This window comes from Paenibacillus nasutitermitis, from assembly GCF_014641075.1.
Classification (GTDB): Bacteria; Bacillota; Bacilli; order Paenibacillales; family Paenibacillaceae; genus Paenibacillus_Z; species Paenibacillus_Z nasutitermitis.
Genome location: NZ_BMHP01000001.1, coordinates 611,972 through 634,519, shown reverse-complemented (window position 1 = coordinate 634,519; position 22,548 = coordinate 611,972). Strand labels below are relative to the sequence as shown.

The 22,548-nt window shown below is 49.6% G+C and carries 20 protein-coding genes and 1 pseudogene; 7 read left to right on the top strand and 14 right to left on the bottom strand.

The genetic code is table 11. From position 1 onward, the window contains the following. Nucleotides 1-38: 38 nt before the first annotated feature. On the bottom strand, nt 39-1,202 hold the full coding sequence (locus IEY46_RS02660) for an MFS transporter (RefSeq protein ID WP_188988862.1): 1,164 nt from the start codon (nt 1,200-1,202) through the stop codon (nt 39-41). Nucleotides 1,203-1,311: 109 nt separating this feature from the next. Here IEY46_RS02660 and IEY46_RS02655 point away from each other — a divergent pair, with 109 nt between their 5' ends. From IEY46_RS02655 to IEY46_RS02645, 4 genes are all read left to right on the top strand, one after another. After that, nucleotides 1,312-2,217 (top strand): LysR family transcriptional regulator, encoded by a 906-nt coding sequence (locus IEY46_RS02655; RefSeq protein WP_188988860.1) that lies wholly within the window; start codon nt 1,312-1,314, stop codon nt 2,215-2,217. Between the two features lie 27 nt (nt 2,218-2,244). Then, nucleotides 2,245-2,379: a hypothetical protein gene (locus IEY46_RS36725; protein WP_268239478.1), complete on the top strand. Its 135-nt coding sequence runs from the start codon at nt 2,245-2,247 to the stop codon at nt 2,377-2,379. 435 nt (nt 2,380-2,814) lie between these two features. Next, complete coding sequence (locus IEY46_RS02650) at nt 2,815-3,555, top strand: MBL fold metallo-hydrolase (protein ID WP_188988858.1); 741 nt, start codon at nt 2,815-2,817, stop codon at nt 3,553-3,555. Nucleotides 3,556-3,570: 15 nt separating this feature from the next. Continuing rightward, nucleotides 3,571-4,107, top strand: a complete 537-nt coding sequence (locus IEY46_RS02645; protein ID WP_188988856.1) for an ABATE domain-containing protein — start codon at nt 3,571-3,573, stop codon at nt 4,105-4,107. A 514-nt stretch (nt 4,108-4,621) separates the two neighbouring features. On the opposite strand, the gene IEY46_RS02640 is transcribed toward IEY46_RS02645, so the two are convergent. Continuing rightward, the gene (locus IEY46_RS02640; RefSeq protein ID WP_229750019.1) at nt 4,622-4,975 is read right to left on the bottom strand and encodes a DinB family protein; all 354 of its coding nucleotides are present in this window, start codon (nt 4,973-4,975) and stop codon (nt 4,622-4,624) included. Nucleotides 4,976-5,150: 175 nt separating this feature from the next. Here IEY46_RS02640 and IEY46_RS37195 point away from each other — a divergent pair. Continuing rightward, nucleotides 5,151-5,290: pseudogene (locus tag IEY46_RS37195) on the top strand (IS110 family RNA-guided transposase); the annotation flags it as partial. Nucleotides 5,291-5,469: 179 nt separating this feature from the next. Here IEY46_RS37195 and IEY46_RS02635 read toward each other — a convergent pair. Then, the gene (locus tag IEY46_RS02635; RefSeq protein ID WP_188988852.1) at nt 5,470-6,051 is read right to left on the bottom strand and encodes a TetR/AcrR family transcriptional regulator; all 582 of its coding nucleotides are present in this window, start codon (nt 6,049-6,051) and stop codon (nt 5,470-5,472) included. 342 nt (nt 6,052-6,393) lie between these two features. Between IEY46_RS02635 and IEY46_RS02630 the strand changes: the two genes are divergently transcribed. Beyond that, nucleotides 6,394-7,584 carry an MFS transporter gene (locus IEY46_RS02630; RefSeq protein ID WP_188991629.1) on the top strand — a complete coding sequence of 397 codons (1,191 nt, stop codon included), beginning with the start codon at nt 6,394-6,396 and terminating at the stop codon, nt 7,582-7,584. 161 nt (nt 7,585-7,745) lie between these two features. Here IEY46_RS02630 and IEY46_RS02625 read toward each other — a convergent pair whose 3' ends face one another. The 7 genes from IEY46_RS02625 to IEY46_RS02595 form a co-directional block, all read right to left on the bottom strand. Next, complete coding sequence (locus tag IEY46_RS02625) at nt 7,746-9,125, bottom strand: ABC transporter substrate-binding protein (RefSeq protein WP_188988850.1); 1,380 nt, start codon at nt 9,123-9,125, stop codon at nt 7,746-7,748. Continuing rightward, nucleotides 9,106-10,518: an ABC transporter permease gene (locus tag IEY46_RS02620; protein ID WP_229750018.1), complete on the bottom strand. Its 1,413-nt coding sequence runs from the start codon at nt 10,516-10,518 to the stop codon at nt 9,106-9,108. Before IEY46_RS02620 ends, IEY46_RS02625 begins: the two co-directional genes overlap by 20 nt. Nucleotides 10,519-10,526: 8 nt before the next feature. Beyond that, nucleotides 10,527-11,666 carry an efflux RND transporter periplasmic adaptor subunit gene (locus tag IEY46_RS02615; RefSeq protein WP_188988846.1) on the bottom strand — a complete coding sequence of 380 codons (1,140 nt, stop codon included), beginning with the start codon at nt 11,664-11,666 and terminating at the stop codon, nt 10,527-10,529. Nucleotides 11,667-11,684: 18 nt separating this feature from the next. Beyond that, a complete protein-coding gene (locus IEY46_RS02610; protein WP_188991627.1) occupies nt 11,685-12,557 on the bottom strand; it encodes a carbohydrate ABC transporter permease in 873 nt (290 codons plus the stop codon). 22 nt (nt 12,558-12,579) lie between these two features. Further along, entirely contained in the window at nt 12,580-13,476 is an 897-nt protein-coding gene (locus IEY46_RS02605) for a carbohydrate ABC transporter permease (protein WP_188988844.1), read from the bottom strand. A 116-nt stretch (nt 13,477-13,592) separates the two neighbouring features. Further along, entirely contained in the window at nt 13,593-14,867 is a 1,275-nt protein-coding gene (locus tag IEY46_RS02600; RefSeq protein WP_188988842.1) for a sensor histidine kinase, read from the bottom strand. Further along, a complete protein-coding gene (locus IEY46_RS02595; protein ID WP_188988840.1) occupies nt 14,867-15,544 on the bottom strand; it encodes a response regulator transcription factor in 678 nt (225 codons plus the stop codon). The genes IEY46_RS02600 and IEY46_RS02595 overlap by 1 nt, the downstream gene beginning before the upstream one ends. Nucleotides 15,545-15,916: 372 nt before the next feature. Here IEY46_RS02595 and IEY46_RS02590 point away from each other — a divergent pair, with 372 nt between their 5' ends. Beyond that, nucleotides 15,917-16,639 (top strand): GDSL-type esterase/lipase family protein, encoded by a 723-nt coding sequence (locus tag IEY46_RS02590; RefSeq protein WP_188988838.1) that lies wholly within the window; start codon nt 15,917-15,919, stop codon nt 16,637-16,639. 182 nt (nt 16,640-16,821) lie between these two features. Here the strand turns inward: IEY46_RS02590 and IEY46_RS02585 are convergent, their stop codons facing one another. From IEY46_RS02585 to IEY46_RS02570, 4 genes are read right to left on the bottom strand one after another with little or no spacing between them, the layout of a single operon-like run. Further along, entirely contained in the window at nt 16,822-19,896 is a 3,075-nt protein-coding gene (locus IEY46_RS02585) for a lamin tail domain-containing protein (protein ID WP_188988836.1), read from the bottom strand. 30 nt (nt 19,897-19,926) lie between these two features. Continuing rightward, on the bottom strand, nt 19,927-20,724 hold the full coding sequence (locus IEY46_RS02580; RefSeq protein WP_188988835.1) for a hypothetical protein: 798 nt from the start codon (nt 20,722-20,724) through the stop codon (nt 19,927-19,929). Further along, nucleotides 20,721-21,593 carry a carbohydrate ABC transporter permease gene (locus IEY46_RS02575; protein ID WP_188991625.1) on the bottom strand — a complete coding sequence of 291 codons (873 nt, stop codon included), beginning with the start codon at nt 21,591-21,593 and terminating at the stop codon, nt 20,721-20,723. The genes IEY46_RS02580 and IEY46_RS02575 overlap by 4 nt, the downstream gene beginning before the upstream one ends. Nucleotides 21,594-21,631: 38 nt before the next feature. Then, on the bottom strand, nt 21,632-22,522 hold the full coding sequence (locus IEY46_RS02570) for an ABC transporter permease (protein ID WP_188991623.1): 891 nt from the start codon (nt 22,520-22,522) through the stop codon (nt 21,632-21,634). Between the last annotated feature and the right edge of the window lie 26 nt (nt 22,523-22,548).

The following is a 22,548-nucleotide window of genomic DNA, read 5'->3' as shown; positions in this document are numbered from 1 at the left end:
CGATTTGTGTTGTTGCATCATGTGACATCGTGCTCCATTTACTGCTCATTAGGTCCTTCTATAGCTTTTTTCCCCAGGGTCATGGACAGCTGCACGCCAATCATCAGCATGACGATGACCAGCATGACAATAATCGAAGCGTTAAAATGTCCACTCAGATCAAAGATCCATCCGATAAAAAAAGGCCCAAAAGCACCCATGATGTAACCTCCCATCTGTGACATAGCCGACCAGGTTCCCGCTTCCTCAGCGGTACGAGTCTCCATAATGGGCAGCATCAGCGCCAGGGGAAACAATCCGCCTGCGCCAACGCCCAGAAAAAGTACGGCTGAAAGCATCGGAACGGGTAACAGTAGTAACCCCAGGCCGATGAGCTCTGACACACTGCATAAGACAAGCAATAATTTGGGATTTCCCGAGCGATTGACAATACCAGGAACCAGCAACGCAACCGGGACCTGAATCAGCGTGAACATGGTAAGCAGCATAGCCGCATATTGCGGGCTGTATCCGAAACTGAGAGCAATAGGTGAAATCCAGGCCGTCAATGCATAGAACATGCTGGCCATGAAGCCAAAAAACAAGGTGAATTGGATGGCTTTTTTGTTGCCAAGCGGCAGTCTGAGACGCCGGCTCTCGTTGCCGGAATATTGTTTTTTCCTTATCAGAACCATCCAGATGATCAGAGCGATAAACCCCAAAACAGCCCAGCATGACAAAGCGAATGGCAGGTTATGTTGATTTTGAGTGTAAATCGGGATGGTTAAGCCCGAAGCGAGTGCTGCCCCAATCGTCATGGATACCGAGTAAATACTGACAATACCCGGTCTGGCTGGGAAATACTTTTTGATAAAGCTGGACAACAGAGGCCCGGCGAAGCTGATCCCGATCCCTCCTGCCAAAGCAGTAACAAGAAGTATGGTGACAGATCGGTCAACACCACGCATTGAGGTTGCCATGGTGATGAGGAGTAACGAAATAAAAAGTGTACGCTCCAGACCCAACCGTTGACTTAGCGTTGTGGCAAATGGAGCAAACAGTCCCATACACAAGACGGGCAGCGTGGTCAGAAGGCTTGCTGTCAAAGCGCTGATGCCCAGCTCGGATTGAATCATACCCATCATGGAAGCAACAGAGGTAATCATGGGGCGTAGGTTCAAAGCCGCTATAAATAGAGCGAATAAATAGAATGTTTTTTTCATCGGTACTCTTCCTCCCCATTCTTGTTGAAGTCACTATGAGTATAAATCTGTATGATTCATTGATCAATCCAATAATTCGTATTATTATAATAGTAAAATACTATTGTTCATGAAGGGGAAAAAGATGGATACTCGAAATATAACGTATTTTATGGCTGTCTTCGAGCATCTTCATTTCACGAAAGCTGCAGAGCTTCTGGGGATTTCACAGCCTACGCTGAGTCAGCAGATTCGTTTGCTTGAGGCCGAAGTGGGCATGCCGCTTTTCGACCGGATCGGTAAAAAAGTAGTTGCAACCGAGGCTGGCAGGCTGCTCCATCAATACGGCATGAAAATGCTTCAGGCTGAAATGGATGCGAAGAATGCCATTAAAGAGCTATTATCCGAAAAGCGTGGAACCGTCCGGCTTGGAGTATTGCCCTCCGATCTCGATTTCCAGCTTGTTCCGCTCTTCGTCGAATTCAAGACCCTTTATCCCGAAACCAGGCTGCAGGCATTCTCGACGATCTTTGTCCGGGAAGAAGTGCTTGCCCATAAAGTGGATCTCGGAATCGGACTTTGTGGTCCTTCGGATAAACGTCTGGTTCAGATTCCGCTGGGAAGCGAGCCTTACGAATTGTTTGTTCACTCAGCAAGTGAACTGGCGAAGAGGCGCGAGATTACGCTCGAAGAACTGACACAGCATGCTCTGGTGATGTACCCGAAAGGTTATTTGGGCAGAGATTTGGTGGATGACGTTTGCCGAGAACAAGGCTTTGAATTGACGACGGTCATGGAGGTTGGCTCCGCATCCTCCCTATTACAGTTGGTTGCGGCCGGCATCGGTGCGACCATACAACCGAGAGATTTGTTAAAACAACATCCGGAATGGTCCGATATCGTATCGATTCCTATCTCTGAGCCTGCTCCCGTTCGTCACCTGGAGTTGACGTATTATGCTGACCGATTCATCAGCAAAGCACAGCAGCAATTGTCGGAATGGCTCATTGATTTTTTCAAATCCAGAACAGTTTGAGAACCATTCGAAAAGAGAGGTTAACCTATGGAGAATTCAAGCGGTGTATATGCAGTTACCGATCGCCTTGATATTCGGCAATTCGGTTTGCAGGATGTGCAGTCGCAAATGGCGCATATTAAACAAGCTGCCCTTCTGTTCAATACAGAAAGCAGCTTATAGGAATGCGGAGCAAGCACTAGAGGCTATGCTTGCGCAAACCACAATTGCAGACATTTACCGGGAGTGCGCCGACACTCCATTTCGATAGCAATATAAACCTACTTAGAGAGCCCTGCAAAAGTCTTGTTTTTGAATAAAATTGAGCATTAAATTGGAAATGTAATCGTGAAAACTCAAAAAGCAGCTCGTTCCTCATCTGAGGGCGGGCTGCTTTCGCTTATTAGTTTCACCATCCGTTTCACATTTATAACATACGTGGTGAGGTAGGCCTATGTTCGCATGCCAAATAGCCCCCGGTATTTGGCTGTTGCCATCCCGTGTAACCTCTAATATAACCATCAAAAATATATTTTATAGGTTATATAAAAATGGTATGATATCCCTATAACCAATGAAACCATTTTAGTCAGGTTATAAAACAGGAGGGTGATGGAAATGAACATTCAAAAATTGCCTTGGGCAGGTATCCGAATCGAAACGGGAGACATAACGATTCTCGTCGATCCAATTACTCGCATTCTCGAGGAGTTTGGGGGCGCTCGTGAGCCCATGTATCCGCTCGGCTCTTTCGGTAAAGCAGATGCCGTATTGATTACACATCTACATGAGGATCATTTCGATCCAGTTGCGATTATTGAGGCTTACGGGTCTGCGATCCCGGTCTACTTGCCGGCCGGAATGGAAGATGCGACTCGGGCTGTTGGGTTGACGAACGTAAACGGCGTTACAGTAGGCTCATCATTCGAGCTTGGTGGGGATGTAAGGGTGACTGCGTTGCCATCCGTAGATGGTCTCGGCGACATGCAAGTTGCTTGGGTAGTAGAAGGAGCCGGACATAAGGTTATTCATTGCGGGGATACACTCTGGCACGGTTATTGGTGGAATATTGCTCAACACTACGGACCGTTCGATGCGGCGTTCTTACCGGTCAACGGTGCAGTGCTTGAGCTTCCGGGGATGATTCCTAGCGGACAACCCATCTGCTTAACGCCAGAGCAGGCCGTCGCGGCAACCGCAGTTCTTGGTGCCACAACACTTGTACCCATCCACTATGAAACGATGAATTATCCGCCTATCTATAACGAAACACCCAATATTGCCACCCGCTTGGCGGCGGCTTCGGGAGGTAAAGTGAACATCAGGTTGATAAAAACTATGGAAACAATAACACTGTAACTCGTTGTCGGCAGCATGCAAAACCCGATAAAAGGGAGAACCATTCATGGAACAGATGATATTTACACTTGGTGGTACAGTATATGGGTCAATCTGGCGAATACAATCTTGATGCAAGAAAATCAAAAAGTTGATGTTCTTGAAGAGCCGAATCACTTGCTGCAGTGGCTTAGGGAGAACGGCTTGCTCAAAGATGAACTTCCGGACGATCCGGTAATGGTCACTATTCACGATACACTAGTACGCCTCCGGGACATTTGCATGGGCACCTTACACGGCAATACGAAGCTACTGCTTGAATTCCTTATCTCCAACTCTGTGCTGCGGGCTGACGAGGACTTGTTGCATGACAAGATCTTGTCCCTGCTATACTCGAGACGAGGTCGCTCAGACAGTTGGGTACAAGAAAGAGCGCAGAAACTGCTGATGGCCGCCAAGCAAAATCCTTTTCAGCAAACTATGCACTCAAGTCATTTAATTAATTTGAAGGTTCTCATCACCGTGATTCTTCAGTACCAAGAGCATCTTGCAGAGAGCTGGAACAAATCATAGATGCTCTTGCTGAAGAAGCGTGGTTCCAGACAGCTGTGTTATGCCCTGATACTAGCTTTCACCTGTGGGTTAAGGACCTCACAGAACACCATAATTCCCCTTGGAATAACCTTTCAATCGACTAACATTGGAGGGTTATTTGGCATATCTGCTTTTATATATATCACACAAAGCGACCCCTTTTTGCGTGTTAATGTTGACATGCTTTTAGCGGTCGGTTCCTAATCTGCTCCCTTAAGGGTAGAACAAATCCGGGAGTATCGGCTACACGCGTTTCGATTCGATGCCTGTGTTCACGATCGTTCGTCAGAGCAGACAAATTCGATCCACAAATAGAGTTTCAAGAGATTCTGCCACTTTGCGCCAAGCTTGGCGCGTTAGTTGGATGGGATTGACCGTATCTGCTATCACGTCGAGGCCCAACTCCAGCGGCCCGCATAGCCTGCTCCACGACGATACGTTGCCTGTAACTCTCTAGCTAAAAGTTGCCATTCATATTATTTTCGAAAGAGGGCTATGAAAGCTCTCTTATATAGGTGATGTAATCGACGTTGACGGGCTCGCCGCCGGCGGAACGAAGTATTGTGTTAATTTGGCCGCGATGATATTGTCCATGCAGCGCTAGATGTGTCAATATGTCACGAACAGACGTGGCGTAGGATGCCCCGGTTTGATTCTTATATGCGACGACATCCTCCAAATTTCCGTTCGTCTCAATAAGAGAGATACGCTGAAAAGTTTGCATTGTTTTCATCGACCAATCGGCTACAATCCGATAGATCAGCATCTGGCCATAAAGGAATATGCGAGCTGTCTCTCCCCGACAATCGAGTAAACCATGTTTTCTCGGAATGTAAAATGTGGGCAAATAACCGCATCGCCTGTTTGTTATCGGCTTGTGTAAGCAGATGCTCGAGAATCCGTTCGTTTGCCCAATGCAACTGCTTAAACATGTTCCGGATCGTATGCATCCATATCACCTCATTTATTTCTAATTATGCTAAGTTGCACCAGTCCTCATTTGCCGTAGAAAGGTGGGCCAGGTGGAAGTACTGATTGAACGAGCATGCGGTCTCGATGTTCACTAGAGTCCATCACTGCCTGTATCGTTACACCAGAAGGAAAGGAGATTAAGACGTTTCGCACTCATACTGTCTTTCTGCTAGAAATGATCGACTTGATTTAAGATTACCGCTGAAACCATGTGGCCATGGAAAGTACAAGCGTGTTGTTTCAACAATGGAGCAAATTTTTCCTTGAGGAGCAATAGCCTCGACCATGTTTCCCAAATGCCGTTCAGTTTGCAAAATTGTGATGATGATTAATAACTTCCGCTGATGGCATCAACCTATTTTTTCGACTCTACTTCATTAATGTAAGTATCTCTTTTACAAAGTTATCAACAAATACTCGTTCAGGACGGGATTTCATGAACACAGTAAGTCCTATTAACGATATGACTAGTGTCTGCGCTAAACCCTTTGCGTTAATACCGCTATCAAGCTCACCTGAGCGCAAACCTCGTTCAATCGCTTCTTGGAATATTACCGAGAGATACATCTGATGTTCTCTTGTTAGGATTTCAAATTTCTCATCATGAGGAGCAAGTTCCACCATCGAATTAATGCAAAAGCACCCCCAGTTCGGACTTTTTTCATTTTCTTTTGCCACCATATTTTCAAAAAAAGCACGGAATGCCTCTTTAACAGAAGAATTGTTTTGAAAATTGGCGCGAACATAGGCAGCATGGGAACTCGTATATTTTCGCAACGCAGCTTCAAATAAACCTTTTTTGTCTCCAAAGGTGGAGTATATGCTTGGACGTTGAATGCCCATTCTTGATGTCAAGTCGCTTAAAGAAGTAGCTTCGAACCCTTTTTCCCAAAATAGTTTCATAGCTGTATCCAATGCCTTTTCCTCATCAAATTCGCGTGGCCGAGCCATAGCAATCCCCCCTTTCTTTTCATATCGAACGGTATATTATAATTTTATTATGTGAAGAGTATCCTGTCAATAATATTAAGCTTTTACAGCTCTTAGATCTCTTATAATAGCAGAATTGAAAGAGTTCTCGCCCCATCTCAGTTATCCTCTACAGGAATCTCTTGACAGTTATCTTTTTTTAGCGTTATATTTATCAGGCAACATTTCATACCAATCGGTATTTTATTTAGTAAATCTGATAAACAAAAATTTAAGGAGGCGTTTTCTTTGGGGAAGTTTGTTGAGGAACCGAAAGTCATTACCGTGGATTATACAGGCAAACACGTTGAACCAGCTCAAGAGATGCATATAGCATCAGAATCAGCGCCCGCTTCTTTAATGTCCCGCAATGTTACACTCTTATTTGCGATTGCTTGCGGACTGGCAGTCGCCAACATCTATTACGCGCAACCCTTGCTGGACGCTATTTCAAACGAGTTCGGTATTACTCATTCATCCGTCGGCATTGTTATTACAATCACTCAAGTTTGTTACGCACTTGGACTGCTATTGCTAGTGCCCCTAGGCGATTTATTCAATCGACGTTGGCTGATCACTGGACAGATGTTAGTATCCGTGTTGGCTCTGATTGCGGTTGGTACCTCTCCCACCAGCATGGTGTTATTCATCGGCATAGCCTCGGTTGGATTGCTTGCCGTAGTGACACAGACGCTCGTTGCGTTCGCGGCAACTTTGGCTGCCCCAGCCGAACGAGGGCGTACCGTGGGTGTAGTGACAAGCGGAGTCGTAATGGGTATTCTACTGGCGCGAACTTTTGCCGGCATATTAATGGATTTAGCCGGTTGGCGTTCTGTCTACCTTGTCTCTGCGGTATTAACTCTAATCGCGGCATGTGTATTGTTTAGGGTGCTGCCGCATTCCGAGCACAAAAGAGAATCATTATCCTACTTACAGCTACTTCGTTCGCTGCTCAGGCTGTTCGCGCAAGAACGAATCCTGCGAGTCCGAGCTATACTATGTCTGATGATTTTTACCGCTTTCAGTATATTATGGACTCCTCTAGTGCTGCCTCTCAGCGCACCGCCGCTTTCTCTTTCACATACTGCGATTGGAGCTTTTGGCCTCGCTGGAGTTGCCGGTGCGTTAGCCGCGGCGCGTGCAGGTCGTCTTGCCGATCGAGGTTTCGGACAAAGAACCACGGGCGTGGCACTGATTCTGTTGCTTATATCATGGTTGCCAATAAGTTATACTCAACATTCGCTTCTCGCATTAATCGTCGGTATTGTCCTTCTTGACCTGGCAGTACAAGCCGTACATGTCACCAATATGAGCATGATCCTTACTTTGCGCCCTGAGGCACGTAGTAGGCTTACTGCCGGTTACATGGTTTTCTACTCCATTGGTAGCGCCACCGGGTCAATCGCATCTACCCGTATCTATGCTTACTCAGGCTGGAATGGAGTGTGCGTGTTAGGTGCAATCGTCAGCGCTTCGGCTCTTCTATTCTGGGCATTGACCCAGCGCCTTAAATAATAAAATTCGGGTGAATACTATGCTTAACCCGTTCACGATCCCATGAAAATCCGATCTACAAAAAAGGCGGAAGCCAAGTTAAACTAACCTGGCTTCCGCATGCCAACGATACATTCTCGTCAATGTATTTTTGTTCGTTTTCCCAAGGGCTTACCGTTCTTCTATTCTTGCAAATACGTCTCTACTTTTCCTTTCACGATCTTGGCCACTTCTTCCGCGGTTTTCTGTCCACTGAAGAAAGACATCGATTCTTCCAGAACGATATTGCGGATTCTCAGATCGCCTTCGGCATAAAAAGCCGCATTTTCCAGATAACCCTTTATCTTCTCAACGTTTTCAGGAGCCGGCGCCTGCATCGATACGACCTGACCATCCACCGTAGCACCTCCCGCTCCACCTGCGCCAAGTTGATCCAATCTTTTTTGCTCGGCATTTTTATTGACGGAAAATCCCATCAGATCGCGGGACGACTGCACTTCCTCAGACAACAGATACAAAATGAAATCCCAAGCTGCTTCTTTATGTTCGGACTTGCTGTTGACAGCCATCTGCAAATCGGAACGGAACGAGGCGCCGCGCGTTTCATTCTCGCTGGGCAGCTTATAGTAATGCGCCTGGCCCTCATACGCCATCTGCGTGAGCATAAACAAAATTCGCTCGTCATACTGGCTGACTCCGAAGGTCTGGAAAATGCCCAAATTCGCGTCAACACGATCTCCCGTCACCAGATGATCTTCGTAGAACGACTTTTCCAGGTTGAGCAGATCGATAATGGCTTGAGTATCGATCGTTTTGTTCTGCATATCGAGCAGCTTGCCGAAGCTGCTTTCCAGTATCCGGTTGAGCAGCTTGTCGGGCGGCATGTTGACGAACGCATACTCGCCTGCCCCCGTAATCTCCTCCGCCGCCGTCTTGAAGTCGTTCCATGTCCACGTAGAGTCGTCGATGTTCGTCCCCGCGATAACGGACGAGTTGCCCACGAGGAAGTTCAATTGGACCCGAATCGGGATCGTATACAATCCACCATTGTACTCCATCGCCTTGAATAGATTATTATAATATTGGTTTGGGTCGAAGCCTTTTTGTTCTTTCATAAATCCTTTCAAATCTTCGAACAGCTTTTTGTCGGCATATTTCTGATATGGCAAGCTGCCGTCCATGGCGATTATATCCGCCGCGTTCCCTCCCATCAATTCCGCATTGATCGAATTGACGAACTTCTCGTCGTCTTGGGGATCGGGCTTTCCGCCGATCACCGTTTTGCCGTTCATGGTAGGCGCAGCCGAATATTCCTTGATCTCGATCGTTACGTTCGGATTGGCGGCTTCATACTGCTGTTTCGCCAGCTCCAACAATCGGCTGGATTGTTTGACGGACATCGTCAGCGTAACTTGCTCCCCGTTGTTTACAGGCTCAGCCGTGCCGCCGCTGCCAGTGCTCGTGCCGGCTGGACTCTCCGTTTTTCCGGAGCAAGCGGTTAATACGAGAACCGACACCATGACAAAGGCTAAAAGCAGGGGTCTAACTCTCCTGGTGAACATTCGCAAATCTCTCCTTTTTCAATTGAAATTGATGATGAGCTGATAGGAACAGGGCGGCGATTACCGCAATATCCGTCCACCCGACGGTATAGTCCATTCCCGACATCCGGATCACTGCGAACGAAAGCGCCGTCGCCACCGCAATCAGCAGCGCCAAGCGTTCCATGATTGCCGCCGGCGGTGATGGATGAAGAGCCGCCAGCCGTAAGCCGATAAGAAACGACGGCAATCCGAGCAGCATTCCGGCGAGAAACAAAAGTGACACGAAACGACCGGCCGCCGCTCCCAGTAATTCACCGGATGACGGTACATATCCGTATTGCTCGACCCGTGCCTGCCAAAGCGACTTGATCTTATCCGTGTAAAAGCGGAAATCGATGAGTTGATCCGGCAGCCAATCGGGCGGGATCTGGAAGCCAAACCTGACGATCAACCAAACAGCGGCTATACAGGCCCCCCAACCTACAATTGCTGCGCCGAAAACGGCGACCTTCGCTCGTTCGGAGCGGATAACATCAGTCCAGTCTGCTATTGCCGTTTTTTCCTTGAAGAACATTCGTGCTGCCCCGATATTCGCCATTAAAAGCTTGATGCACAGCAGAATGGCAATGCCGCCATTGATAAACCGCATAAGCAGACTCCATTGCGACCGAGCGACATCGATCCTCTTCATATTGGTGATCTCATACCATTCCGCTCTATGGCCGATCGACTGCAGGGCGCTATGGATCTCCTGCTCATCCTGGATCGCCGAATCCGGATCCGCTGCGAGTTCCAGCGTTTGGATCTTCAGGTCGGGACGGGCAGCGAGAAGTGCGCTGACGGGAACGATAATATCCGGTACACCGTCATCCGACATTTGCTCCAATACCGTTCCCAATCCGTCATACACCCCGATTACTGTAAACGGCGTGTTCCCGATATCGATCGAACGGCCCACAGCATCCCCGGAGCGAAACAGTCGTTCGGCGACATCTGCTTGGATGACAGCGACCCGATTGCCCGATTCGGCCGCCGAGGAATCGAAGAACGATCCCGACATTATCCGAAGCTGATGAAAGTTCTGGTATCCTGCGCTCACTCCCACAATATCCGCAATCGCAGCAGCAGCAGGCCCTCCATCTGCAGCCTCCGTCGTACGCGCGATCGCGGTTATCGGCAGCTGGCCCCATCTCTCGCCGAGCCGTTCAAACTCCGCCAATGTCAAGCCGCCGTCCGCTGACACGACATTCCGGTTCACAATCCATTTGTCCGTCCCGACAGCACCGTTCAATTGCTGCCAGCTGCCCTGCACCGATGATATCCATTGGCTGCACAGCAGCATAATGAGTATTCCGACTGCCGTTAATCGCGTTGCCAATCGTGTAACCAGATCCCGTCCCCCCTTCCCCACCGCAGCCATCATCCATTCATCTGAAGCACCCGATCCCCGTCAGCCACCGGTTTGTTACTGGAGACAACGACCTTGTCGAGCAGGGTGACTCCGCTTGCGATCGCGACGGATTCCTCGTCCGCATCGCCGGCCTCCACATACGCTTTTTGCAAGTAATATTCGGTCCCAAGCGTCCCTTTTTTCTCCTGCAGCACCAACACATAACTTCCGTTCTCGTCTTCTCGGACAGCGCCAGCCGGCAGCAATGCGGCGGGAGAGGAAGACTTTTTGGAGATGGCAAACTCCCCCCGCTCCCCGCCCTGCAACCGCTCGTCCTGAAGCGACAACGTGACTTCTTTCAGTTCTTCGCGGTTTTCGGCTGCATCGGCTCCCGCCGGGGCGGAGGGAACATCCCTTACTTCGATAATTTCCGCTTGTATCCGCGCATTCTCGAGCGCCGGGAAAAAAACTTCCGTGTGGTCCCCCGCCTGTATATATCCGGCCATGTCTGCCTCGATCGAAGCTTTGAACGTCAATCCCTTCGACAAATCGGCGACGGTTACCGCTGCGATTCCGCCGGCAATCGGCGCGCCTTTCACAGCATCCAGCTTCGTTATGACTCCGTCCACCGGCGACTTCAGAACGGCAAACTCGTTCAACTGCCGCCTTAAATCGTCGATTTGCCTCATCTGAATTTGCAGATCCAGCTTCGCGCTTTCGATTTCCCGCGAAAGGCTGCGCTTGGCCTCTTCATCCTCAATGCGCGCAGCTTCCGGATAACGATCCTGAAGCGCCTCCAGGCTCAATTGCTTCTGTCTGTAGCGGGCTTCTTGGTCTTTCAACAGGTTTTCCGCGTCCCTCGTTTGGAAGGTGACGAGCTCGTCCCCCTTTTTTACGCGATCCCCGGCTTCCACCATCGCTTGATCTACCGGCCAAGCCGTCTCCGTATACAGAGAATGCGTTTCGGCCGCTTCCACGACCCCCGAACCGCGCACTTCATGACTCAGTAAGCCCTGCTGAGGCTGCACCCATCTCACCTGGGGCAGAGACATATTCAGCAGCGTATTGGAGAAGAAAGTAAGTCCCACAAGGGTGACGGCGAAGATGATAATCGCTCTTCTCCCCCCCTTTTTGCCGGAGCGTCTTTCCGTTGCCACTGTCATTTCCATCTATTTCGCATTTCCTCCTTAGCCTTTGATTCCGGACAGTTGTATTCCTTCAACTAGGTAGTGTTCGGCATACAGTGCGAGCAGGATCAAAGGCATCATATATAAAGCGGACGCCGCAAACGCAATGCCGAGCTCGCCGCTGCCGATGACGGACAAGTAAACCGATAAAGGCTGATTGGCGGCATCATGCAAAAAAATGAGCGGTTGTTCCACCATGTTCCAGTTGTCGATAAAGACCAGGATGGACAGCGCCGCGATTCCGGGACCGCACATCGGCAGCACGATTCTCGCGAATATGTACAAGTAACCCGCGCCGTCCACCCGGGCGGCTTCCGTGTAGCTGCGCGGAACGAACATCATGAACTGCCGGAGCAGGAAGACGCCGAATGCGCTGAAAATACCCGGGAAAATAATCGACAAGTAGCTGTTCAACAAACCGAGTTTATCGGCGACAATATAATTGGGAACGAGAGTCACTTGAAAGGGCATCAGCATCGTTACGATATAGATGAAGAACAGCGGCTCCCGAAACCGAAAGCGAAGCTGTGTGAATGCGTAAGCCGCCATCGACGCCACTGCAATCTGTCCCGCGATGATCGGAACAACGATTTTGACCGAATTCCAGAACAGCAACAGAAACTGCGGTTTCTCGATCAGTACCGAGTAGTATTGTGATAAGGTAACGAGCTGCGGAATCCACTTCAGCGCCACATGCTCCATAACGGCCGACGGGTCTTGCTCCCCTTGTATCGCCTCGTACGTAACGGAAATTTCGGATTCTGTCATGAACGAATTGGTGATCGTCAGCGTGATCGGAAAAAGGAACAAGCCGGTCAATCCGATGAGCAGTGCCATGAGCGGCCACCTGCGAATATTGCGTAACGTCTGCATCACCTCCCGCAAACCTCCCTGATTAACTTAAAGATTTGGTGATTCGGCGCTCGATCATAAAAAGCATCAGCACCAATACGACAATTACTAATGCCATTAAGAAAGCGGCTGAAGTCAATTTCTGATAATCGAGCGACCTAAACATGTTGTTCATGTAATGTTGCAGCATGTAGATGCTGTTGTGCGGGTATTCGCCCGCAATCAGATACGTCTCCCGGAACACTTTGAAAGAGTTGATGATGGACATAATGAACACGAAAAAAGTGGTCGGCGTCAAATAGACAAGTGTGATGGAAGTCCATTGCCGGAATTTACCCGCACCGTCAATGGACGCCGCTTCGTAATAATCGGCGGGAATATTTTGCAAACCAGCGAGAAACAAAATCATGTTGTACCCGATGTTCTTCCACAGGTAGACGATGATAATAACCGTCATAGCCCAGCCGCTTTCCATCCAATCTTTCGGACTGCCTCCGGCCGCTGCGAGCCAGCCATTGATCGCCCCCGAGTCATCGAACAGCACTTTCCAGACAAGAACGACGGACGCGACAGGCACGATGAGCGGCGACAGATAAGCGATGCGGAACCAGTTGCGCATCCTCATTCTGCGGTTGAGCAGCATGGCCAAGCCAAGCGAAAAAAGCATGTTAAGCGGCACGCTAATGGCCGTAAACCGGAATGTATTTTCCGCCGCTCTGCGGAATACGGGGTTGCCCAGTAAATCCCTATAATTTTCCAGACCGACGAATGAACCGCCAACCGGACTGTCCATTAATGAATAATAGAAGCCGATTAGAAACGGAGCGGCGAAAAATACGACAAATCCGATCAAGCTTGGCAGCAAGAACAAACTTGCGATGATTCCTTCGCTTTCGAGCCGCCGTGTAAAAATGTCGATCCCCTCCTTTCCTTCCGTCATTGGATCCAATTATGTCAAAGAGATATTAGAAAACGATTAAAGCAAAAAAGAGCTGTCCCATTCGTCTAATGACTTGGGACAGCTCTTTATTGACATTGGAGGTTGCTGTCGGCAGCTTAACCACCCAGCTTCGAGTGCAATGGCAATTTAACGGTTACCGCGGTCGTTTGATTGCTGCGCACACTAATCGTACCGCTATGTTTTTCCACAATCCATTTGGCGATCGACAAGCCGAGGCCTGTGCCGCCGTCGTCGCGGTTTCGGGTCTGGTCGCCGCGGTAGAATCGGTCAAAAATGTGCGGTAAATCCGCTTTGGAGATGCCGATTCCCGAATCTTCCACGATCAGTACGGCATCGTGGCTGTTCCTTCGGCAGACGACGCGGATCTCGCCGTCCTCCGGCGTATATTTCAAACTGTTGTCCAGCAGGATGACGATCAATTGTTGAAGTCTCTCCTTGTCCCCCATCATACTCACCGGTTGAACGGTCATATCGAACCGGATCCTTTTCAGCTCCATGAACGGGTTGAACTTTTGCGCGGATTCGGACACTACTTTGTCCAAACGAATTTCCGCCAACAGAAGCTCCGTCTGATTGGAATCGGCGCGGGCGAGCGTAAGCAGCTGCTCCACGAGCTTCTTCATCCGTTTGGATTCTTTCAGCACCATGGAGATCGGTTCGCTCATCTGAAGAATGGAACGGTCGGGGTGGCGAAACACGTGCTCCGCATTGGCATGAATAACGGAGATCGGCATCCGAAGTTCGTGTGATGCATCCGCGACGAATTGTTGCTGTTGTTCCCACGAACGGCGAATCGGGCGGAGTGCCTGGTTCGCCAAAAATAAGCTGGCTAATACGGTGCCCACCGCGCCGACAACGATTCCGATTCCGATGATCTGCATCAGATTTCGCAGCATATGAACTTCGGAATCCACATTGATGACGGCGTGCGCGGAAACGACTTTTGTGGTTTTTCCTCCAGGAAATATTGACGTCGGCAACAAGACAGTCTTGGACTGATCCAACTTCAGCATCTGAACGCGATAATAGTGGTTTTCGATCCTAATTGTCCTTGGATCAGTGGCCGTTCGATAATTGTTCAATACACCGATGACACTGTCATTGTACTCATCTTCCTTGAGCAGTGGAAAGGCGTTGCCATCCGCGTCCCACAGAACTAGAAAGCTGGCTGGATCGATGATTTGCACGTTTCGCTTCATCATATCCGACGGTTGTAAGAACTGGCTGGATCTTTCCGCCAGCGATTCATCCACTTTGTTATACAAATTCAGGCTTATGTACATGTAAATAACGGTACTGAAAACGGTCAGTGTGATAAAGAATACTGCGGCGTTAAGTGACAACAGACGGGTTCGCGTGGCGCGGAACATCAGTTTTTCTCCTTTAGCATATAACCGACATTTCGGACCGTATGAATCATCGAATCGCAGCCGTAAGCTTTCAATTTTTTACGCAAATAATAAATATACACATCGACGATATTCGCCGAGTTCTCAGCTTCGATCCCCCATATTCGTGCGGAGATTTGATCGCGATGCAAAATCTGCTCGCGATTGAGCAGCAGGTATTCGAATAACTCATATTCTTTCTGGGACAACTCGAGCGGCTGGCCATCGACATGTATCTCTCTCATTTTCGGACGAAGCGTAATTCTTTTATAGTGGACATCCCCATCTGTGTCAATCGCTCCCTGTCTTCGGAGAAGAGCCCGCACTCGCGCCAGCAATTCGCGCAATTCGAATGGTTTGGTCAAATAATCGTCCGCTCCGGTATCCAGTCCCTTAACCAGATCGTCGACGCTGTCTTTGGCTGTCAGCAGCAGAATCGGCGTCGAGGTGCCTTTCGACCGGATTTGCCGAATAATATCGAGACCGTTCATGCCCGGCAGCATAATATCCAACACTAGCAGATCGTAAGCGCCGTTTTCCGCCAAATAGCAGCCGTCATCTCCCGTTTCCACGCCTTCCGCCCGATATCCCTCGTCGTTCAGAATGGTTACAATTGTTCTTAAAAGATGTTTGTCGTCTTCCACGATTAGTAGGTGCATTCGCTCCACTCCCTTGGCTGCGCGCGATGGCAGCTTTCGGAAGTATTATACAGAATTCATATTAGTAAAAGATTAAAATTATAGTAACTGATGTTTCGTCCAGTAGTTTCACGCCGGGAGAAACACAGGTTTTTTCAAATTTACACTCTCCTATTGTTAGGTATATACTAAAATATATAAACGCACCAATATGTCCAAGCGCTTTTAATGTTCGACGATCAACACTTCGCCTTCGCGAATGACGGCAAACTCATTCGTAAAGAGCTGTTCCACAAACGCTTCCTTACCTAGTTCAAGAACTGCGGCGCCGAGCTGCAAATACTCTTCCGCGAAAGCGCAATCACATCGATATCATAAGGAGCTCAACGAACGATGGTTCATACAAGTTTCAATGAATTAGCAAACTCAGCGATCATTCCCACGCCTGAACTGGAGGAGAACGGTTACGACTGGCGGGCGCGCCACGAGAAGATTTTGTCAGTCAAGCATCACGTCGACCCGGAAGTCGTACTCATTGGCGATTCCATCACGCATTTCTGGGAAGGAGATCCCGAAACGGGGATCTTTCACGGATCGAAGGAAGCCTGGCACTCCTTATTTGCACCCTATCGAGTGTTGAACCTCGGATTCGGTTGGGATCGAACGCAAAATGTGCTTTGGCGGCTCGATCACGGCGAATTGGAAGGTCTTAATCCAAAGATTGTCGTGATACTGATTGGAACAAACAACACAAGCGAAACCAAGAACGCTCGGGCCAACGAACCTGATGAGATTGCCGAAGGTCTGCACGCCATCTGTGATCGTATACACAACTATGCGCCGCAAGCGACGATTGTCATCATGGCCATACTCCCCCGCGAAGAATTTCCAATTCACCCACGTCGGAAACTGATCGAAAAGATCAACATGCGTTTTGCCCAAATAGCCAAAGATCGGGAGTACAACTTTGTGGATATTGGACCAGCTTTACTCGAAACAGACGGGACACTCTCACACCGTATTGCGTTCGACTTCTGTCATCTGACGGAGCGCGGCTATCAGATTTGGGCGGATGCCCTTCGACCGCTGCTTCAATTGCACTTAGGACGCAAGTAAGAACTTCAGAATTAGTAGGCGTAATAGTCGACCAAGCCGTTAGTTATGTGAGTTCCAGATTTATCCACCCAAGCAGATTGTATTCCCGTTTCCCGACGAGTGAATGACTTCACATCTCACAATACAGAAGACTCCCCTAGGGGAGTCTTCTGTATTGCATCAAGGCTGCAGTAACAACCCCATCAGTTAGGCGGCAATTGAGAGCTCAAGACGGTCCCCGGGGTAGGGGGCTGGTTGGCCGATAACTTGCTCATTCTGTAAGTCCCATCTAGCGGGTTGCCATATACTACGCTCGATCCGTCTACCGCCGTATCCAAATACGAAATCACGTGTTCGCCGTTAGCCATAGGTCCGTGCACGGTACTGGAGCCTTCATTATAGATAGCCATGCTTACGACCGCATCGCCCGAGTCCCGAACAAGCTTCACCCAGGTCGCATTGCCGTTTAATGCCTTGCTCTGATCGGGATGGGCATCCAGGATATAGACATCCGAAGCAGTCAAAGACGTTCCGTAAGCCGAATTAAAATCCGCCAGCGTTTTCGTGCTGCCAGTTAAGCGAAGCCAAAACACCTTCGCGGATTGAGCCGGTATAGCGAAGCTTTTCTCGATTTCAAGTTTTTTATTTTCATCGGTGTAATCGTAGCGTATTGCGTAGTCCCCGAGATCGATCGCGCTCTTCGTGTTGTTATAGACTTCGATAAAATCGAATTCGTCGACATCTGCTCCGGAGCCTCCGGGGGAGTTGCCCGACATTTCCGTAATCAGCAATTCCGGAACGATAACGGAGCTGGAAATCGTTCGGGATACGCCGCCGACCGTAGCCGTTGCCTGAACCAGTATCGGCAGCCCCGCTGAAGCCGGTATTTCCGCGGTGACCGCCATAGCAGATCCCGAAGCCGCTATCGACGGCAAAGTCGTTTCATCGATCTTATTCCCCGCATCCCAATTGTTCTTGAAGAATTCCACTTTTACATTCGAAAGCGGAACCGTTCCGCTATTATGGATTGTCGCTTCCACCTGAACCGGCGCTGTTCCCGATACTTGCCGCGTTCCCATACTGATTTCCAAAGGCATGGGGTCGGCGATCCAAATGGGTGCCGTCACAGCCCAATCCCCGTCGGCCTGCTCCACTCGCGCAAAATAGTAACCGTATTGAGGAGGAAGCGAGGCCGTTAACCGCGCTTTGCGGCTAACGTAGCTTTGAGTTGCGACGATTCTTCCACTATTGGAATAGACCGTGATGTTCGAGATGTTGTCGGAAGTCGGATTCGTCGCGGTGACATCAATATTGAGCATGCCGGGCGACACGAGCTTCGAGCCCATTTCCGCGCCGTTGATTTTGAAACGCACCCGCAGATCGGCATCGCCGTAGCTGGAATACACCCTTCGGCTACGCATGGCGTCGAGCATGCTCTCCCGCGTATTCTGTTCCGCCAAGACGACCGTGCGGCTCTGAGTGCCCAGCCAATTCTTCGAGTGATTGTCCCCGCCGAACGTGGGGGCGAAATGCCAGCCCTTGTCCAAGCCCCGCTTAAAATATTCGAACTGATGGTCCGTACGCACTTCGATCAACGGAATCAAATCGTACGTGGAAGGATCGCCGTCCGGATTGACGAAATCGTTAAAGTCTCCGAAATGATCCTCCGGATGGTTGAATTGGGCGATCGCCTCGGGGGTGGCCCTCAGTTCGCCGAACAAATCCGGGTAGCTCTTGTTGTATCGTTCGTAGAACCACTCGGTATTAAAAACATTCAGATGGCCGTAATAACCCGTGTTGTGGTTGTAAGCGATCTCGAAGCCCGAGAATGCAGAGTAGGTGGAAGGAACGTTGTGTTCATCCGCCTGCGTGCGGATCATCTTCCACTCTTCGCTCAGCGGATAGTTGGTTCGATTATCGAACCCTTCCGCATGATCCGAGAGGAAGAAGAAGTCTGCTCCCCGTTCTCTAGCCTTTTTATAAGCATCTGCAGGCGTTCCTAGCGCCTCTGCGACTGCCGTATGAGCATGAACGTCGCCGTAAAACCAGTTGTACGTCTCTCCCGGCGTCGCGTATTGACCCGTCGCGACTTTACGCATCTTAGTGGTGTTATCGACGGGATAGTTAAAGACGATACTCTTGTCTTCGGTCGTATCGACCGTCGCGGTCATGTCGTTCGCCGTTCCGTCGTTGTAGATGATGCTGCTGACTTCCGTTCCTGCATCCGTTAAGAGTGCCAACTTCTTCTTGCCCGTATTCGCGAGTCCTTCGGGGCCGGTATAGAGCGGATAGACGACGGAGTCATCGACGTACGAGTCATAGTGATTTTTGAAATCGGCAATGGTCTTGCCCGCGCTCTCCGTGCGTTGCAGCCAAACGACGACGCGGCTCTTCGCCGGTATGACGCGGTTTGTGGACATATCCCAGGGGACGAAATCTGATGGGCTTGCCGTATTGTAATACCATTGGAATTTGTACCCTGCCAGATCGATCGCGGAGGAAGAATGATTATAGAGCTCGATATACTCATAAGCATCGTTCGGACTGCCGCCGTCGGCTGAGGAGTTGGGCATTACTTCCGTAATCCACCAGTTCCGATATGACGGAAGGACTCCCGGCGTAGCCTTCTGGTTCGAAGCGACCTTACGCATCGCAATATTTCCCGGAAATTCGTATTCCGGATATTCATAGACAATGCCGGCATCGGCAATCGCGGTATCCACCCATTTGTTCGTGTTATTCAGTATGACATCGTTGTACTTCGCAACAGATACTTCCTCTCCGGTATCCAGAGCGAGTACGACCTTCTGACTTCCCGTGTTGAGCAGCATACCGGTCACGTTAAGAATCATGCTGTTCGCGGTCGTAAGACTGACACCGTAATGCGTGTTAAAGTCAGTAAGCGTCAATCCAGCAGAAGCGCTGTTGTATATCCATACGACCATGACACCGCCGGCCGGAATCGTTTTGGAAGTCGTAATATCCCAGTATACGCTAGTCGTAACCGACGTCGACACCTTGAAGCGATAATCCGCCAAGTCGATGCTGCTCGAACCGGCATTGTGAAGCTCAATATATTCATAAGAATCCGCCGGGTCTGACGCTGACTTGTTCGGCTGCGGAACCATCTCCGTTATCCGCACTTGCGGAATGACCGTGGCTTCGGCAACCCCGATGCCCCCTGCAGGCATCGACGATAAGAGAAGCAGCAATGCGAATACCAACAACCCATAGCGATATCCCAAGAATGTCCGTAACCTGCTCCGATTACTTGTCATGACATTGCCTCCTATTGGATGAGATTATGTCTACGACCAGCCATTCTTCACGGCTAGCTCTTCGAATGCCTGAACGACTCCTAGTCCATATTCAGATTGTCCGACAACACCCCCCATCTCGATGACTCGCCGCTTCACGTCTGGATGAGCGTTGCCCGGGCAGATCGCATGTTTCGCAACTTCAGGGTCCATCATGTGCAGATCGGGCAATTCATCACCGGCAACGACGATCTGATCGGGCGTCCAACCATGAAGTCTCATCGCTTCTCTGATCGGCAAATCTTTCGTCAGAAACGCCGGGTGTGAATAGAACCGTCTCTCATGAGCCAGAAGCTGGATGCTGATCTCGGGCAACTGCGGCTGCCGTTCTTGCAAATAAGCGTACATCTCTTCGAGCCGGCCTTCGACCGGCGTCAAAGCGAACCAAAATCCGTTATATAGAATGAATTCGGATTCGAATCGGCCGCAAATTTCCTGGACGAACGAATGCAGGACGGAGCATTGAACTTCCATTAACTGCTCTCGAAGCTTCGCAGAATAAGGCTGAACTTCCGTCAACTTCTCTCCGCGCAATTGGCATAATTCCAAACCGACGCTGCCCGAGACGTATAGCGGACAACTCATCATCGCGCTTACGGCAATCAGATCGATCTGCGGTTTCGCTTCCCATGCCGTGTTCGTCATCCACTTGCAACCATATCCGTCCAAGCGGTCGAGGAATTTACAGACCACGTCGGGGATTCTGGAATAGGGGCGGAACCCGCCTCCAAGCACCGTGCCGTCCAAATCCGTCACGAATAATCGAGGAAAAGATTGTGTAGGATTCACTCTTTCACGCTCCCGACGGTAATGCCTTTAATGAAATAACGTTGAAGGAACGGATATACGAGCATAATCGGCAGCGCGCCGAGGAAAATTTGCGCCGATCGAAGCGTCTTCTCGCTTAAACGGTTTAACGTTCCGATATCCTCCGTCGAGATCGCTTCGATATTGATTTTCGTCACGAGCGTATAAAGATAGCTTTGAAGCGGATAGTGGCTCGGAGAATTCATATACAGAATGCCGTCGAACCAGGAGTTCCAATGACCAACCAACGTGAACAATAGAATGGTAGCGATTGCCGGCAACGAAATCGGCACATAGATTTTCACTAGAATTTTGATTTTACCCGCACCGTCAACGATAGCGGCTTCCTCCAGATCCTTAGGCACCGACCGAAAGAAGTTCAGCAGCATAACCATATGCCATACGCTAAGAGCGCCCGGCAGGATCAACGCCCAGATCGTATCCATAATTCCAGTTTCTTTCACGACGATGTAAGTCGGAATGAGACCTCCGCCCAGAAACATCGTCACAGCGAAAAACCAAACGTAGAGCGTCCGCAGACGGAACCTCTCTACTTCCTTGGACAAGGGATAAGCAGCCATCACGACAAGAATCATATTCAATGTGGTACCAAGAACGACCCGCTCCAGACTAACCGCCAGCGAGTTCAGAAATTCCGGTTTCTGACCGAGAAACTTGTAAGCTTCAACGGTAAACCCGACAGGCCATAATTTGACCTCGTTCGAGACGGCCGCGAGATTGGAGCTTAGAGAAACGGATAAGAGATGTATAAAAGGCAACAACCCGAGCACGAATAAGCTTGCGAGCACGATCGAGTTGGTTACGACGAACAATTGGCGGCTGAACGCCATCCTCCGAAACGGCACGTATTTTCCCTCCCCCGGGTGTATTAGAATATGCGATATCGGCTGAATCGATAGGCAAGATAGTAGGATAGACTGACTAGAAATAAGGAGATCACGGATTTGAACAGCCCGATCGCTGCCGCAGGAGAATATTGCTGGTCGAATAAGCCGAGACGGTAGACGAAGGTGTCGATAACGTCAGCGCTGCTATACACAGTCGGGTTGTAAAGGATTAGCACTTGTTCGAACCCCGCATTCAGAATTCCACCAATGCTGAGCGTGCTCACAAGAATGATGATCGGTGCCATTCCGGGTAAAGTAATATGGATGACCTGCTTCCATTTGCCCGCTCCGTCCACTTGAGCCGCTTCGTACAAATTCTGATTAATGCCCGCAATAGCCGCTAGGAAAATAATCATGTTATAGCCCATGCCCTTCCATACGTCGGAGCCGACGAGGATCGTGCGGAACCATCCGGCATCCCCCATGAACAATATGGGGTCTATTCCGAACAAGGAGAATAACCCGTTAATCGGCCCCTTGAGCGAGAACAGCTCGAACAGAACGCCGCCAAGAATCGTCCAAGACAAGAAGAAGGGTAGAAATACGCTCGTCTGAACGGAGCGCACGAACCAGGCTCTAGTCGATTCATTGAGCAGCAGCGCTAGCAACAAGGGAACCGCCAAGCCGAATACGACTTTAAGCACGGCGATCTCCAGCGTGTTCCAGAACACTTGACTAAAGTCCGGCAAATTAAACACATATTCGAAGTTTTTCAGCCCCACCCACGGGGAGCGGAAAAAACCGGCGATCGGTTGATATTTCTGAAAAGCCATCGCAAGTCCGACAAGCGGGCCGTAATGGTAGATCAGAATGAAGATGACACCAGGGAGAAGCAGCAGATGATAAGGCAGTTCGTCCTTGATACGGACCATTCTCTTGGATACGTTGTTCATGATTC